The organism is Vibrio tapetis subsp. tapetis, from assembly GCF_900233005.1.
Classification (GTDB): domain Bacteria; phylum Pseudomonadota; class Gammaproteobacteria; order Enterobacterales; family Vibrionaceae; genus Vibrio; species Vibrio tapetis.
In genome coordinates this window covers 2,976,219-2,992,069 of sequence record NZ_LT960611.1, presented here as the reverse complement: position 1 = coordinate 2,992,069, position 15,851 = coordinate 2,976,219, and the positions used below count along the sequence as shown (strand labels likewise).

At 44.7% G+C, this 15,851-nt stretch carries 11 protein-coding genes; 7 read left to right on the top strand and 4 right to left on the bottom strand.

The genetic code is table 11. The features are described 5' to 3' along the window. Window positions 1-7: 7 nt before the first annotated feature. Window positions 8-328 carry a met regulon transcriptional regulator MetJ gene (gene metJ / locus VTAP4600_RS13365; RefSeq protein WP_004415993.1) on the bottom strand — a complete coding sequence of 107 codons (321 nt, stop codon included), beginning with the start codon at window positions 326-328 and terminating at the stop codon, window positions 8-10. 272 nt (window positions 329-600) lie between these two features. Between metJ and VTAP4600_RS13360 the strand changes: the two genes are divergently transcribed. From VTAP4600_RS13360 to metF, 3 genes are all read left to right on the top strand, one after another. Further along, a complete protein-coding gene (locus tag VTAP4600_RS13360; RefSeq protein WP_102523242.1) occupies window positions 601-1,767 on the top strand; it encodes an O-succinylhomoserine (thiol)-lyase in 1,167 nt (388 codons plus the stop codon). Then, entirely contained in the window at window positions 1,767-4,178 is a 2,412-nt protein-coding gene (locus VTAP4600_RS13355) for a bifunctional aspartate kinase/homoserine dehydrogenase II (protein ID WP_102523241.1), read from the top strand. The genes VTAP4600_RS13360 and VTAP4600_RS13355 overlap by 1 nt, the downstream gene beginning before the upstream one ends. A gap of 245 nt (window positions 4,179-4,423) precedes the next feature. Next, on the top strand, window positions 4,424-5,308 hold the full coding sequence (gene metF, locus VTAP4600_RS13350; protein ID WP_102523240.1) for a methylenetetrahydrofolate reductase: 885 nt from the start codon (window positions 4,424-4,426) through the stop codon (window positions 5,306-5,308). 118 nt (window positions 5,309-5,426) lie between these two features. Here the strand turns inward: metF and VTAP4600_RS13345 are convergent, their stop codons facing one another. The 3 genes from VTAP4600_RS13345 to argE all read right to left on the bottom strand — a co-directional run bounded on the left by VTAP4600_RS13345 (window position 5,427) and on the right by argE (window position 10,363). Beyond that, entirely contained in the window at window positions 5,427-5,966 is a 540-nt protein-coding gene (locus VTAP4600_RS13345; protein ID WP_102523239.1) for a PadR family transcriptional regulator, read from the bottom strand. Window positions 5,967-6,359: 393 nt separating this feature from the next. Continuing rightward, window positions 6,360-8,990: a phosphoenolpyruvate carboxylase gene (ppc, locus tag VTAP4600_RS13340; RefSeq protein ID WP_102523238.1), complete on the bottom strand. Its 2,631-nt coding sequence runs from the start codon at window positions 8,988-8,990 to the stop codon at window positions 6,360-6,362. Window positions 8,991-9,226: 236 nt separating this feature from the next. Then, entirely contained in the window at window positions 9,227-10,363 is a 1,137-nt protein-coding gene (gene argE / locus VTAP4600_RS13335; RefSeq protein ID WP_102523237.1) for an acetylornithine deacetylase, read from the bottom strand. A 152-nt stretch (window positions 10,364-10,515) separates the two neighbouring features. On the opposite strand from argE, the gene argC reads away from it, so the two are divergent. From argC to argH, 4 genes are all read left to right on the top strand, one after another. Next, a complete protein-coding gene (gene argC, locus VTAP4600_RS13330) occupies window positions 10,516-11,520 on the top strand; it encodes an N-acetyl-gamma-glutamyl-phosphate reductase (protein WP_102523236.1) in 1,005 nt (334 codons plus the stop codon). Window positions 11,521-11,530: 10 nt separating this feature from the next. After that, window positions 11,531-12,316: an acetylglutamate kinase gene (gene argB / locus VTAP4600_RS13325; protein ID WP_102523235.1), complete on the top strand. Its 786-nt coding sequence runs from the start codon at window positions 11,531-11,533 to the stop codon at window positions 12,314-12,316. Window positions 12,317-12,388: 72 nt separating this feature from the next. Then, window positions 12,389-13,609 carry an argininosuccinate synthase gene (locus VTAP4600_RS13320; protein ID WP_102523234.1) on the top strand — a complete coding sequence of 407 codons (1,221 nt, stop codon included), beginning with the start codon at window positions 12,389-12,391 and terminating at the stop codon, window positions 13,607-13,609. A gap of 343 nt (window positions 13,610-13,952) precedes the next feature. Beyond that, on the top strand, window positions 13,953-15,827 hold the full coding sequence (gene argH, locus VTAP4600_RS13315; RefSeq protein WP_102523233.1) for an argininosuccinate lyase: 1,875 nt from the start codon (window positions 13,953-13,955) through the stop codon (window positions 15,825-15,827). Window positions 15,828-15,851 lie beyond the last annotated feature (24 nt).

The window sequence follows — 15,851 nt, the reverse complement described above, 5'->3', positions numbered from 1 at the left end:
TTTATATCTATTCTTCGTCGAATGCTTCGAATTCGATACCCATCTCTGTCATCAGTTTTTTCACTTCGGCAGGAATATCATCAGGGCGATCTTTTCTTAAATCTTCATCCGTTGGAAGAGGTTGCCCCGTGTAGGCATGTAAGAAAGCTTCACATAGCAGTTCACTGTTGGTCGCATGGCGTAGATTGTTTATCTGACGACGGGTTCTTTCATCCGTAAGGACTTTTAGCACCTTAAGTGGAATCGAAACCGTAATTTTTTTTACTTGCTCACTTTTTTTTCCATGCTCAGCATATGGGCTAATGTACTCGCCATTCCAATCTGCCATTGCGCACCTTCATTTTCTTATTAATATCGAATTAGATACCAAGAAATCAGCGTCAATCGCAGCTTAGTATCAATATAGGTGATGATTTTAGCGACTTTTACCGCCATAAGCAAAGACATATAGACGTCCAGATGTGTTGACGTCCTTTTTTTGAGGGGTTAAAGTAGATATAAAGTAGCAATACTGCTAGCAAAAGCACGACACCGTATGTTATCCGGCCGCCGTTATTGGTATAACAGATAACATGGATTTTGGAAAGGAAGACCAACCTTATGAGCGATCGCAAACCAGCAACCATTGCTGTACGCACCGGTATCGAGGCTGATAGTCAATATCATGCCGTCGTCCCCCCTATTTATCTTTCCACCAACTACGGCTTCCCAGCGTTTGGTGAAGTACCTAAATACGATTACACCCGTTCAGGTAACCCGAATCGTGGCCAATTAGAGCAAGCATTATCTGAATTAGAGTCAGGTGAGGGCGCGGTTATCACAAATACGGGCACCGCAGCGCTAAACCTATGGGTCAGTACCTTTTTAGGGCCAGACGATCTGATTATTGCGCCTCATGATTGCTACGGTGGTACTTACCGTCTATTTAATACTCGCTCATTAAAAGGCGACTTTAAGGTTGAGTTTGTTGACCAATCTGATCAAGAGGCTCTGGATGCTGCTCTTGCTAAGAAGCCAAAATTAGTTTTACTTGAAACGCCATCGAATCCATTGGTTCGAGTGGTTGATATACAAGTTACCTGTGATAAAGCAAAAAAAGTAGGAGCACTGGTTGCGGTAGACAATACCTTTTTAACACCTGTGTACCAGAAGCCTTTATTGCTAGGCGCCGATTTTGTTATTCATTCTACGACCAAGTTTATTAACGGCCACTCTGATGTTATTGGTGGTGTGGTCGTAACGAAAAGTACACAGCATGCCGAAGAGCTGGCGTGGTGGGGGAATTGCCTTGGTGCAACGGGTACGCCGTTTGATAGCTACATGACTTTACGGGGTCTAAGAACCTTGGCAGCGCGTATGCGAGTGCATGAAGAAAGCTCAGTACAAATCTTACAGTACCTGCAAACTCAATCCTTAGTTGCCAAGCTTTATCACCCAAGTTTGCCAAGCCATCCTGGCCATGACATTGCGAAAAAACAACAATCGGGTTTTGGCTCAATGTTGAGCTTTGAATATGCAGGTAGCTTTGACTCTTTAAAAGCGTTTGTTGGTCACCTGAAGCTCTTCTCATTGGCGGAGTCTCTTGGTGGGGTAGAAAGCCTTATCTGTCATCCAAGCTCTATGACGCACAGAGCGATGAGTGATGAAGCGCAATTAGAAGCGGGCATTACAACGCAATTGCTGCGCTTATCTGTTGGGCTTGAAGATGCTGATGACCTCATCGCTGACTTACGCCAAGCCTTTGAGTTGGTTCAGGAGGAAGCGTAATGACGATTCAACGCCAGTTACACAAATTTGGCGGAAGCAGTCTTGCTGATCCTGAATGTTATTTGAGAGTCGTGAATATCTTGCGCGAATACTCTCAACCAGAAGATTTAGTTGTGGTTTCTGCGGCGGGCTCAACAACCAACCTGTTACTTAGCTGGTTAAAAGCACTCGATAAAGATGGCCGTATTGCCCATGAGTTGCTGCAAGAGTTACGTCAATTTCAAACTCATCTTGTGACCACTTTGCTTAATGAAGAACGAGCATCGACATTGCTGGAACAGCTAAATAAAGAATTTTCTGCTCTTGGGGAGTTGAACGCCCCATTGAGCCTTGCAGATCAAGCTGCCGCTCTTGGGCATGGTGAAGTTTGGTCTTCTCGTTTATTGGCGACCTTATTATGTCAGCACGATCTTGAAGCGACGGCTTTAGATTCTCGTCATTTTCTGCGGGCGGATCACGGTGCGCAACCAGAAGTTGATCGTGCACGATCTTGGCCTTTGGTGAAATCAACATTAGCTCAGCATTCTCATTGCCGCTTAGTGGTGACTGGTTTTATGGCGAGTAATGACAGTGGTGAAACCGTATTACTTGGCCGAAATGGTTCAGACTATTCCGCGACAGTAATTGGCGAACTATCTGAAGTTACCCGTGTGACCATATGGAGTGATGTAGCAGGTGTATATAGCTCTGACCCTCGTAAAGTCTCTGATGCGTGCTTACTGCCACTGCTTCGCCTTGATGAAGCCAGTGAGTTGGCGCGTTTAGCTGCGCCTGTTTTGCACAGTAGAACCTTACAGCCTGTGGCTCAAAGTGCTATGGATTTGCATTTACGTTGCAGCCACGCCCCAGAGTCTGGCTCAACGCGAGTAGAGCGTGTTCTGGCATCTGGTCGTGGCGCTAAGATCATCACGTCGTTAGATGAAGTCTTGATGGTCAACATTGTGTTTGCTCAAGGGCATGATTTTGAGCGCCAACATCGTGAAGTATTACAAGCGTTAACGCGTGTTCAACTTCAACCTCTCGCATTTGAAGTTCAAGCGGATCAAGGTTGCTTGTTACTCGCGTATACCGCAGAAGTCGCGGGTGAAGCATTAAGCTATTTACAAGATATCTCTGTAGAAGGTGAACTAAAGCTTAAAGAAGGCTATTCACTTGTCGCGGCTGTGGGGGCTGGAGTTACTAATAACGCGAACCATTGTTATGGTTTCTACCAGCAACTTAAAAATAGCCCAGTTGAGTTTATTTGTGAATCTGAGTCAGGGCTAAGCTTAGTGGCCATTACTCGTACCACGGACACGCAACCCCTACTGACGGGAATTCATAGCCAGCTATTTCAAGCACAAAAGCGCGTTGCAATCGCGCTATGCGGAAAAGGAAATATAGGTTCAAGTTGGTTGTCTTTATTTGCTGAGCAAAAAAGTGATTTGGAAAAGCGGCACGGAAAGAGCTTTGATTTGGTCGCGGTAATCGACAGCCAAACCTGCTGGCTTGATTTTGATGGAATTGATGCTGAACAGGTTAGTAAACGTTTCGATGATGAGTCGGTAAGTAATAGTGACATGGATTGGCTAGAAAAACTGGCTCACCAGCAAAAGTATGACGAAGTCATTGTTTTAGATGTGACAGCGAGTGCGCAGCTTTCCGATAAGTACGTTGCCATTGCAGAGCATGGGCTGCATCTAATTTCGGCAAATAAAGTGGCCGGATCTGCTCCTGGCGATGTGTACCACCGTGTTCAAGATGCGTTTGCTAAAACGGGGCGCCATTGGTTATACAATGCAACAGTCGGTGCCGGGCTGCCAATTAATCATACCGTTCGTGACTTGCGTGAGAGCGGTGATGAAATACAAGGCTTATCAGGCATTTTCTCAGGGACACTATCCTGGTTATTCCAACAGTTTGATGGTTCTGTACCATTTAGTGATTTGGTTGACCTTGCGTGGCAGCAAGGGCTAACAGAGCCAGATCCTCGCAGCGACCTTGATGGCTCTGATGTGATGCGTAAATTAGTGATTCTTGCCCGAGAGTCTGGTTTTGATTTAGAGCCAGAGCAGGTTCGAGTCGAATCACTCGTTCCGGCGGAACTACAAACTCTTTCTCTGGATGATTTCTTAGATAAATCAGAAGTGCTGAGTCAATTGCTTGCCGAGCGTTTAGAGAAAGCACAGCGCGAAGAAAAAGTACTGCGTTATGTTGCAAGACTCGAGAGAGATGGTACGGCAACCGTCGGCATTGAAGCCTTGAGCCAACAACATGCTTTAGCCAACCTTTTGCCATGCGATAATATTTTTGCGATTGAAAGTAAGTGGTATAAAGATAACCCCCTAGTGATTCGTGGCCCCGGAGCGGGTCGAGAAGTCACGGCAGGTGCATTGCAATCTGATTTAAATCGCCTTTCCTCATTGTTGTAAATACAGACGTAATTATAAGGGCTCTTGAGAGCCCTTATTGTTTTTCGAAACACAATGGTTGAAGTTCTAATCTGTATATCATACGGTGTTGAATTAACTTCAATCTTGTCATGAATAAAATTCATGTTTAACGTGTTGACATTAATTCGTATAAAGGACATTCTTTGGACATATAGACGGCTAAACGTCGCCAAGGATTACAAGATTTTCTGCGCGTAGAAACGCGTAGCTCAGGGAGAGAGAAAATGGGTTATACACACGCTAGCCATATAGACGCATTAAATCAGAACATCGCAGAGCTTTCTGATGACATCAATGTCTCGTTTGAGTTTTTTCCTCCTAGCAGCGAAAAAATGGAAGAAACCTTGTGGAACTCTGTTCACCGCTTAAAAACATTAAAACCTAAATTTGTGTCGGTAACCTATGGTGCGAATTCTGGAGAGCGCGATCGTACTCACTCAATCATCAAAGAAATTAAAGATCAAACCGGTCTAGTGGCGGCGCCACATTTAACTTGTATCGACGCGAATCGAGAAGAGTTGATTAACATCGCTGATGATTACTGGGCAAATGGCATTCAAAGTATTGTCGCTTTGCGTGGTGACATTCCACCTGGTGGAGGCGTACCTGATATGTACGCATCAGATTTGGTTGAGTTGCTTAAATCTCGCCACGATTTTGATATTTCGGTTGCAGCATTTCCTGAAGTTCATCCAGAAGCGCGCAGCGCTCAAGCTGACTTACTAAACCTAAAACGTAAAGTGGATGCTGGCGCTAACCGTGCGATTACTCAATTCTTCTTTGATGTCGAGAGCTACTTACGCTTTCGTGATCGGTGTGTGGCTGCAGGCATTGATGCTGAAATTATCCCGGGAATTTTACCCGTATCCAATTTTAAGCAGGCTTCCCGCTTTGCTGGTATGAATAATGTGAAAATTCCAGGTTGGATGAAGCAACAGTTTGAAGGGCTGGACGATGATCCACTAACACGTCAAATAGTGGGATCAAGTCAAGCGATTGATATGGTTCGTACCCTAAGTCGTGAAGGGGTAAAAGACTTTCACTTCTACACACTTAACCGTGCAGAAATGACTTATGCGCTTTGTCATACACTCGGTGTTCGCCCTTAGAGATAGGCTAGAATAGAAAAGGGAGAAGCATTCATGCTTCTCCCTTTTTTAATGGTATTTATGCTTCAAGCTTCTACACGTCGAGCCGTTACCAATTTCGTATTTTAGATGGTGTAAATTATGCCATCGCTTCTAAATCAGCTAATGACTCTTCCGCCCAAACAACCCAAGCTTGGCGAAGAAGAAGGTTACGACGCAAAGTAAGACGCTCAAGACGCGCTTGCTTGTCTAGTGTTTCTGGTTTTGCGTAATAAACGGATTCAATCTCTTGATAGTGGCTAACGAGTTTACGAGACTCTTCAATCAAACCACCAAGTTGCTCGATGAAAGAAGCTGAAGGTTGAACTGCACATGCCATCAGTTTTGCTGAGAACTCGTCTCTCACTGTTGGATGAGCGGTAGGTTGATCAAACCATTCACCAAGTGCCTTGCGGCCAGCGTCTGTAATGGAGTAAACCTTCCTGTCAGGTTTGCCTTCTTGAGGTTCCAATACACAAGTAACCAGATCGTTTAGCGCCATTTTGTTTAGCTCGCGATACACCTGTTGGTGGCTTGCTTTCCAAAAATAGCCGATGCTGTATGAAAATTCTTTTGTTATGTCGTATCCAGTGGCGTCGCGGGTGCTCAGTACTGTAAGGATTACGTGTGGTAATGACATGTCTTCAATCCAATAGTCAATGAAACTATAAAACTTGTTGCCAACACCTAATGTGCTTCTATGTCACGTTATAGTTCAGTGTGTTTGGCAAACTACTAATCTAAAGAAACTTTAGATCTTCCTGTCACCTTTTAAGCCATGTGTCACCTAGCGGGAAGTAAATGTGTCATTTTTGTAAGCCAGACATTATTTTCATTTACTTTGCTTATGCTGCAGATAGTTATTATTAAGCGAATTACAGCGGGCAGTAAGCATATCAATAATAATAAGCATAAAGTAGAATAAAGGGACAATATATCCTAAAAAACTGATAAAAAGCTCAGTAAGGGATTTGAGGCAAATAAAAAGCCGCTAGATGCGGCTTTTTGTCTCATCTTTAGAACATTTCACTGCCTATCCAGTGTTGCGCATGCCTGCTGCGATGCCTGCGATAGTTACCATGAGTGCTTCTTCTAGTTCAAGCGACGGTTCATCACTCTGTCTAGAGCGGTAAAGTAGCTCTGCTTGCAGCATATTTAGTGGCTCAACGTAGATGTTGCGTAAGCGTATTGACTCTAGTCCCCAAGGGTCGCTTTGCATCAAATTCTCGTTGTTTTCTACATTTAGCACCGCTTTAATGTCTTTTTGCAGCTGTTCACGTAGTAGATCACCAAGAGGCCATAAAGACTTATCAACCAGCTTTTGATCATAATATTGTGATATCTCGATGTTACATTTCGAGTAAACCATTTCTAACATGCCTAGGCGGGTTGAGAAAAATGGCCATTCACGACACATGTCTTCAAGCAACGGCTGGTGGCCTTTATCTACAGAATACTGAATCGCTTCACCTGCGCCTAGCCATGCTGGTAACACCAAACGGTTTTGGCTCCAAGAGAAAATCCATGGGATAGCACGTAGGCTTTCTACGCCGCCGTTAGGATTTCGCTTAGAAGGACGTGAACCAAGTGGTAATTTACCTAGCTCTAGTTCCGGCGTTGCTGCGCGGAAGTAAGGAACGAAATCTGCTTGGCCGCGTACAACGTTGCGGTATGCTTCACAAGAAACTTCAGACAGCACATCCATCAGATCGCGCCATTCTTGTTTTGGCTCCGGTGGTGGCAGTAAGTTTGCTTCTAAAATCGCACTGGCGTACATGTTGAAACTGTTCACCGCAACTTCAGGCAAACCAAGTTTAAAGCGGATCATTTCACCTTGCTCGGTAACACGAAGGCCGCCTTTTAAGCTTTTTGGTGGCTGAGACAGTAGGGCTGCGTGTGCCGGAGCACCACCACGGCCAACCGTACCACCGCGACCATGGAATAAGGTTAGTTCGATACCTGCCGCTTCAGATACTTTAACTAATGCATCCATCGCGCTGTATTGAGCCCAGCCCGCAGCCATAACACCTGCATCTTTGGCTGAATCAGAATAACCAATCATGACCATTTGGTGGTTTTGAATAAAGCCACGGTATAGGTCGATATTAAGTAGCTGATCGATAACCGCTTCGGCGTTATTTAAGTCATCCAATGTTTCAAACAATGGACATACATCCATACGGTATGGACAACCCGCTTCTTGTAGCAGTAAGTGTACCGCTAAGACGTCTGACGCAGTTCGTGCCATTGAGATAACGTAGGCGCCAAATGCTTCTTGTGGTTGTTTGGCCACAATCTTACATGTGTCGATGACTTCTTTAACTTCTGGTGATGGTTCCCAGTCACGTGGAAGTAGCGGACGCTTAGAGCTTAATTCATTCGTTAAGAAAGAAATTTTGTCTTGCTCACTCCACTGATCGTAATCACCGATGCCTAGATAGCGAGTTAATTCAGATAAAACGTCAGAGTGGCGAGTGCTTTCTTGGCGGATGTCTAAGCGAACAAGGTGTACACCAAATGCCTTAATACGACGAAGTGTGTCTAGTAGCGAGCCATCGGCAATGACGCCCATGCCACACTCACGTAAAGACTGATAGCATGCGTAAAGCGGTTCCCATAGCTGATTAGCATCTTGTAAGGTCGCTTTATTAGGAACGGGAAGGCCATTGATTTTTGCATCCAGCACTTCGCAAGTATCGCTAAGCAATGTACGAAGCTGTTTGAGGATCGCTCGGTAAGGTTCGTGCTCATCACCAGCCAACTCTCGTACCTGATCGTTGCATTTCGTCATCGAAAGCTCAGAGACCAGTTCTTGTATGTCGTTAAAATAAAGATCAGCGGCTTTCCAGCGAGAAAGGTGAAGCACTTCTTCAGTGATATCGTGAGTCACAAATGGGTTGCCATCGCGGTCACCGCCCATCCAAGATGAGAAGTGAACAGGGCGAGCATCAATTGGTAAGCCTTCGCCAAGATGGTTTTCAATGCGGTCATCCAATTCACGTAGGAATTCTGGAACGGCTTCCCACAGTGAATTTTCTACGACAGCATAACCCCATTTCGCTTCATCAAGCGGTGTTGGGCGTTGTTGACGAATGACATCAGAATGCCAAGCTTGCGCAATCAGTTGCTCTAGACGACGTTCTGTCTTGTTGCGTTCTTTGAATGACAAGTCGTCCAATTCTAATTTTGATAAGCACTCGTTAATCTTGACCAGTTTATTGATCATGGTGCGACGAGTGATTTCCGTTGGGTGTGCAGTTAGTACTAGCTCGATGTTCAAATCACGGATCGCTTGAGCCGTATCGAGTTTACTGATGTTATTTTGGCTTAGTTTGGAAAACAAAGAGTTGATGACATCAGGTTCACACACATGGGATTCGCAGTGGCGAGAAATCGTGTGGTACTGCTCAGCCATGTTGGTTAAATTCAAGAACTGATTAAAAGCGCGAGCAACTGGAGTCAGTTGATGATCAGGGAGGTTTTCTATCTCCTTGATAAGATGAGCTCGGTCATCTTGATTGCCACCACGTGCCGATTTAGACAGTTGACGAATCGTCTCTACCTTTTCCAAAATGGCATCACCGTGTGCCTCTTGAATGGTATTGCCGAGTAATTGGCCTAACATACGCACATTGCTTTTTAGCGCGGCATATTTTTCATTCATTATCTTCCCGCCTTGTAAAAAAATTACATCCATTTTTGTTTCTAAGGAAACAATCTAGCGAAAACATTCGGTCTGAGTCAAATAAACTGCACAAATAGCGTCTAAATATATGTTTGCATTGATGCTGGTCATTTATTAAACGATAGGATTAAGTCTGTATTGAAATTTTCTTTCAGTTTGTTGTAAATACAAACAAAAAGGAGCCTTTACAGGCTCCATAACGGGTACTCATTGGCTTAGAAACAATATCTGTGTATAGATTTTGTTACAATATCGATAGTCGGTTTGATAAATTCAAAGCCTAAATATTCATCAGGTTGATGCGCTTGTTCAATGGAACCGGGGCCTAGCACCAGTGTGGGGCAAAGCTCTTGTAAAAATGGTGCTTCAGTGCAGTAGTTGACGGTTTGTGAGGGTGTTGCACAAATTTCTTCAACTTCAGCGATGAAAGGGTGGTCGTGCTGGCACTCATAACCCGGTATTGGATCGTGTAGTGGTGTGATATCAATGCAGCCTGGCCATTTAGCTTCAACTTCATGAAGCGCATGTCTGAGCATATTGTCTAGCCCATCAAGGCTAATTCCCGGCAGAGGACGAACGTCGTAATGCAATTCACAGCAGCCACAAATTCGGTTGGCACTGTCACCACCATGTATGTGGCCTAAGTTTAACGTCGGATTTGGAATATCAAACCCAGGGTGGTGATATTCCTTGATGAGCTTGTCGCGTAACTTCATTAACGCAAATAGGACTTCATGCATGATTTCTATCGCATTAACACCTAATGCAGGGTTAGATGAATGCCCAGACTTACCAGTAACACGCACTGCATTGGCTACGTGCCCTTTATGACCTCGTACCGGGACTAAGCTTGTAGGCTCTCCGATAATGCACTGATCTGGCTTAAACGGAGCATCTTGAGTGAAATGCTTTGCACCGAGCATGGTGGTTTCTTCATCACATGTCGCCAGTATATAAAGAGGTTTGGTTTGGTTACTCCAATCGATGCCTTTCGTCGCTTCCAATATGAAAGCAAAAAAACCTTTCATATCCGCTGTTCCCAAACCATAAAAGCGGTTGTTTGCCTCAGTTAATGTGTGAGGGTCGAAATTCCATCGCCCTTGATCAAAGGGCACCGTATCGGTATGACCGGCCAGTAATAACCCGCCTTCACCTTGGCCTTTCTTCGCGATGAGGTTGTGCTTGCCTGTTGCTACCTCGACGATCTCTACCTCGAAACCAAGGTCTTTGAACCAAGTCGCCATTTTGGCGATGACTTCGCTGTTGCCTTCATCCCAAGTCGGATCGCTAGAGCTTATCGATGAGGTAGAAATTAATCCCTGATAGACCTCTTTAAAACTAGGTATTTGCATATTTCTTTACTTCCACTGTTGACAGAGAACCAATAAGACGATAAAACACATATTAAATCATTATTAATGAATAAAAAACCAAATAATGACATTTATTGAGTATGGATAGTCATTTTCTACCACGTAGATACCAACAAATTGGATGTATTGAGATGTTGAAGACCACAATCATTGGAGCAAGCGGATACACCGGAGCTGAGCTCGCATTAATGGTGAACAAACACCCAAACCTCACGCTAGCAGGTTTGTATGTTTCAGCCAATAGTGTGGATGCGAATAAGCCTATTAGCCAATTGCACGGTAAATTAGCCGGAGTGGTTGATGCTCCAGTCTTACCATTGGTCGATCCCGCTGCCGTAGCGAAACAGTGTGATGTGGTGTTTCTAGCAACAGCGCACGAAGTTAGCCACGATTTGGCTCCCGTATTTTTGGCTCAGGGTTGCCAGGTCTTTGACTTATCAGGTGCATTTAGAGTGCAGCAAGATGGTTTCTATTCTCAATATTATGGGTTTGAGCACCAACATGCTGATTGGTTAGACAAGGCGGTATACGGTCTAGCTGAGTGGAATGAAGCGGAAATCGCCGAAGCCAATTTGGTGGCTGTTGCAGGTTGTTACCCAACCGCATCACAGATAGCAATCAAACCTCTATTCGCACAAGGGTTAATTGATACTAACCAATGGCCAGTTATTAATGCAACGAGTGGTGTGACAGGTGCCGGTCGTAAAGCGTCAATGACCAACAGCTTTTGCGAAGTCAGTTTGCAGCCGTATGGTGTGTTTAATCACCGACACCAACCAGAAATCGCCGCTCACCTTGATTGCGACGTGATTTTTACACCACATTTAGGCAACTTTAAGCGTGGAATTTTAGCGACCATCACAATGAAGTTGGCTGATGGCGTAACTGCGGAGCAAGTAAATCAAGCATTTGAAACCGCTTACCTGAACAAGCCTGCGGTTCGTTTATTAAAAGACAAGATGCCTTGTATTCAAAACGTAGAAAACACGCCATTTAATGATTTAGGCTGGAAAGTCCAAGGGCAACACGTGATTGTTGTTTCAGCTATCGATAATTTACTGAAGGGCGCTTCTAGCCAAGCGATGCAATGTTTGAATTTACGTTTCGGCTACCCGTCGCTAACGTCACTCATTTAAGGGGATCACGATGAGCACCAATAAACCATTAGTCATAAAGTTGGGCGGCGCAGCACTAGAGTGTAGCGAAACATTAGCAAAGCTATTTGGCGCGATTAAAGGTTATCAAGAAAGTGCAAACCGTTCGATTGTGATTGTGCATGGTGGTGGTTATTTAGTCGATGAGCTGATGGCAAAGCTAAATATTCAGACTGTGAAAAAAGAAGGCTTGCGTGTGACGCCTTATGATCAAATCCCACTCATTGCAGGAGCACTTGCGGGCACCGCTAATAAGATGCTACAAGGTGAAGCGGTACGTGCTGGGTTGCATACCGTTGGTCTGAGTTTAGCAGATGGCGGACTGTGCCATGTTGAAGAGCTTGATCCAGAGCTTGGCGCGGTAGGTAAAGCGACACCTGGTGATTCAACAGTCTTGCAGGCCATTATGGCAACGGGTGCTAGCGCGATCATTAGTTCTATCGGATTAACGAGCCAAGGGCAATTGATGAACGTCAATGCCGATCAAGCTGCGGTAGCCGTTGCTGGCGCACTCGATGCTGAATTGGTGTTGTTGTCAGATGTCAGTGGCGTACTGGATGGTAAAGGCCATTTACTGACATCGTTAAGTAAAGCTGAAGCTAAACATCTGATTGAAGGTCAAGTCATCACTGATGGAATGATTGTTAAAGTGAATGCAGCGTTACAAGCTGCGGAAGAATTAGGTCGTCCTATTGAAGTGGCGACATGGCGTTACCCTGAGAAATTAACCCAATTATTTGCTGGCGAAAGTATCGGAACTCAATTTTTACCAGCATAACTCACCAAATTTTAGCAATATACCCAAAGGCCAGACCGCCAAAGTGCAGAGCCAGGGATTAGGAGAAGTAACATGAGCAAGGTTCAAGTAAAGAAAGTAGTAGTAGCATATTCTGGCGGCCTAGATACCTCAGTGATCATCCCGTGGCTTAAAGAAAATTACGATTGTGAAGTCGTGGCATTTGTGGCTGATGTGGGTCAAGGTGCTGAAGAGCTAGAAGGTATTGAAGAGAAAGCCATCGCGTCTGGAGCTTCTGAGTGTTACATCGCAGACTTGAAAGAAGAAATGGTGGCAGATTATATCTACCCAACGCTTAAAACGGGTGCGTACTACGAAGGTAAATACTTACTTGGTACGTCGATGGCTCGTCCTATTATTGCTAAGGCACAAGTTGAAATTGCACGTAAAGTAGGTGCTGATGCCCTTTGTCATGGTTGTACGGGGAAAGGCAATGATCAAGTACGTTTTGAAGGTGCTTTTGCTGCATTAGCCCCAGAACTGCACGTGATTGCACCTTGGCGTGAGTGGGATCTAGTTAGCCGTGAGGAGTGCTTGGATTACCTTGCTGAGCGTAATATCCCTTGTACTGCATCGTTAACGAAAATTTATTCTCGTGATGCAAACGCGTGGCACATCTCTACTGAGGGCGGCGTACTTGAAGATACGTGGAACGCACCAAACGAAGATTGCTGGGCATGGACAGTCGATCCTGAGCAAGCACCGAATCAATCTGAAACCGTTACCGTTCAAGTTGAGAAGGGTGAAGTTGTGGCTGTTGATGGTGAGAAAATGACGCCATACAACGCGTTAGTTTACTTAAACGAAAAAGGCGCGAAACACGGTGTTGGTCGTATCGACATCGTCGAGAACCGTCTTGTTGGCATGAAGTCTCGTGGCTGTTACGAAACTCCGGGTGGCACCATTATGATGGAAGCACTGCGTGCCGTAGAGCAATTGGTATTGGATAAAGCGGCATTTGAGTTCCGTGAAGAGCTTGGCGTTAAAGCGTCTCATCTTGTATACGACGGTCGTTGGTTCACTCCTCTTTGTAAGTCAATTCTTGCTGCAACAGAAGAGCTTGCTCAAGATGTGAATGGCGAAGTGGTGATTAAACTTTATAAGGGTCACGCAACGGTAACTCAAAAGCGTTCTGAGAACAGCCTGTACTGTGAAGAATTTGCCACATTCGGCGAAGATGAAGTTTACGACCAAAGCCATGCTGAAGGCTTCATCCGTCTTTACTCACTATCAAGCCGTATCAAAGCGCTTAATGAAGCTAAGAAAGCTAAGTAATTAAGAGAGAGTGACCACTAAAGTGTGATGCGGGCACCGCATTGCAAAAAGGTTTGAAAAGCCCATTTGTTTTGCAAATGGGCTTTGTTGTATCTTGAGTAACCAACGGCAAATACATAATTAGCGATTTATAAGAGTCTCATTTAGAAAGCAATTCTTGTTAAATAGAGAGATAAGCTAAGTTCTAATCAAATCAATTTGAATAATTATGTTTAAAAAGTGAATTATTACTTTATTTTTGGTTTGAATTGCCGTAAGTTTGAACCATAGAAAAACAAAATAAAAATTAGACAGAGTTAACCGTTGCACTAGCAGTGATTACTGAGCATTTAGGAGACACACAATGGCATTATGGGGCGGCAGATTTACCCAAGCAGCAGACACAAGGTTCAAAGACTTTAACGATTCACTTCGCTTTGATTACCGATTGGCTGAGCAAGACATTGTTGGATCTATCGCTTGGTCTAAAGCGCTGCAATCAGTCAACGTGTTGAGCGAAGAAGAGCAGCAAAGATTAGAGCTTGCTCTAAACGAGCTGAAACTCGAAGTCATGGAGGATCCAGAACAAATCTTACGTTCTGATGCTGAAGACATCCACAGTTGGGTCGAACAACAGCTGATCAGCAAAGTCGGTGACTTAGGTAAAAAATTACATACTGGCCGTTCTCGTAACGACCAAGTAGCAACGGATTTAAAACTTTGGTGCCGTCAACAAGGCCACCAATTGTTAATGGCGCTTGATCGCCTTCAAGGTCAGCTTGTTGAAGTTGCAAAAGCGCATCAAGGCACCGTACTTCCTGGTTATACTCACCTTCAACGTGCTCAGCCGGTGACATTTGCTCACTGGTGTTTGGCTTACGTTGAAATGTTCGAGCGTGATTACTCACGTTTGGCCGATGCTATTCGTCGTTTGGATACTTGTCCATTAGGTTCAGGGGCACTCGCTGGCACCGCCTATCCAATGGATCGTGAAGAGCTGGCGCATAACTTGGGTTTCCGTCGGGCAACGAGAAACAGCTTAGATTCTGTCTCTGATCGTGATCATGTCATGGAAATGATGTCTATTGCCTCTATCTCTATGTTGCACCTTTCTCGTTTGGCAGAAGATATGATCTTCTACAATTCAGGTGAATCAAACTTTATTGAATTGGCTGATACCGTGACTTCTGGTTCGTCATTGATGCCGCAAAAGAAAAATCCAGATGCTCTAGAGCTTATCCGTGGTAAATGTGGCCGTGTTTACGGATCAATGGCTGGCATGATGATGACGGTTAAAGCGCTGCCATTGGCTTACAACAAAGATATGCAAGAAGACAAAGAAGGCCTATTCGATGCTCTCGATACTTGGGATGAATGTATGGAGATGGCAGCACTTTGTTTTGTTGGTATTAAAGTAAATGGCGAAAGAACACTTGAAGCGGCGAAGCAAGGTTATGCTAACTCAACTGAATTGGCGGATTACCTAGTAGCGAAAGACATTCCGTTCCGTGAAGCTCACCATATTGTTGGAGTGACCGTTGTTGCTGCTATAGCTAAAGGGTGTGCGTTGGAAGAGTTAACGCTCGATGAGTTAAAAGAATTCTCTCCTGTTATTGAAGGGGATGTTTACGACATTCTTACCATTGAATCTTGTCTTGAGAAACGTTCGGCACTGGGTGGGGTATCACCTACTCAAGTCGCTTACGCTGTTGAACAAGCGGAGCAACGTATTGAACAGCGCGATACTTCAGGTGTGAAAGTGCGCCCGGCTCGCCTGACCGATATCGATGCATTAGAGGGGATGGTGACGTATTGGGCTGGTTTAGGTGAAAACCTTCCTCGCTCTCGTAATGAACTTGTTCGTGATATTGGTTCTTTTGCGGTGGCAGAACATCATGGAGAAGTAACCGGTTGTGCGTCTTTGTATGTGTATGACTCTGGCTTAGCGGAAATACGTTCATTGGGTGTAGAAGCCGGTTGGCAACATCAAGGACAGGGCAGCGCAATCGTGCAACACTTGGTCGATAAAGCTCGAGAAATGGCGATTAAGAAAGTGTTTGTTTTAACTCGTGTGCCTGAGTTCTTTATGAGACAAACCTTTATTCCGACATCAAAAACATTGTTGCCAGAAAAAGTACTAAAAGATTGTGAGCAATGTCCTCGTCAACACGCTTGTGATGAAGTGGCCTTGGAGATCAACCTAGCAGAACAAGTTATCGCTCGCGCAAACGTTGCATAATTAACTGATAAATAAGGAAACCCT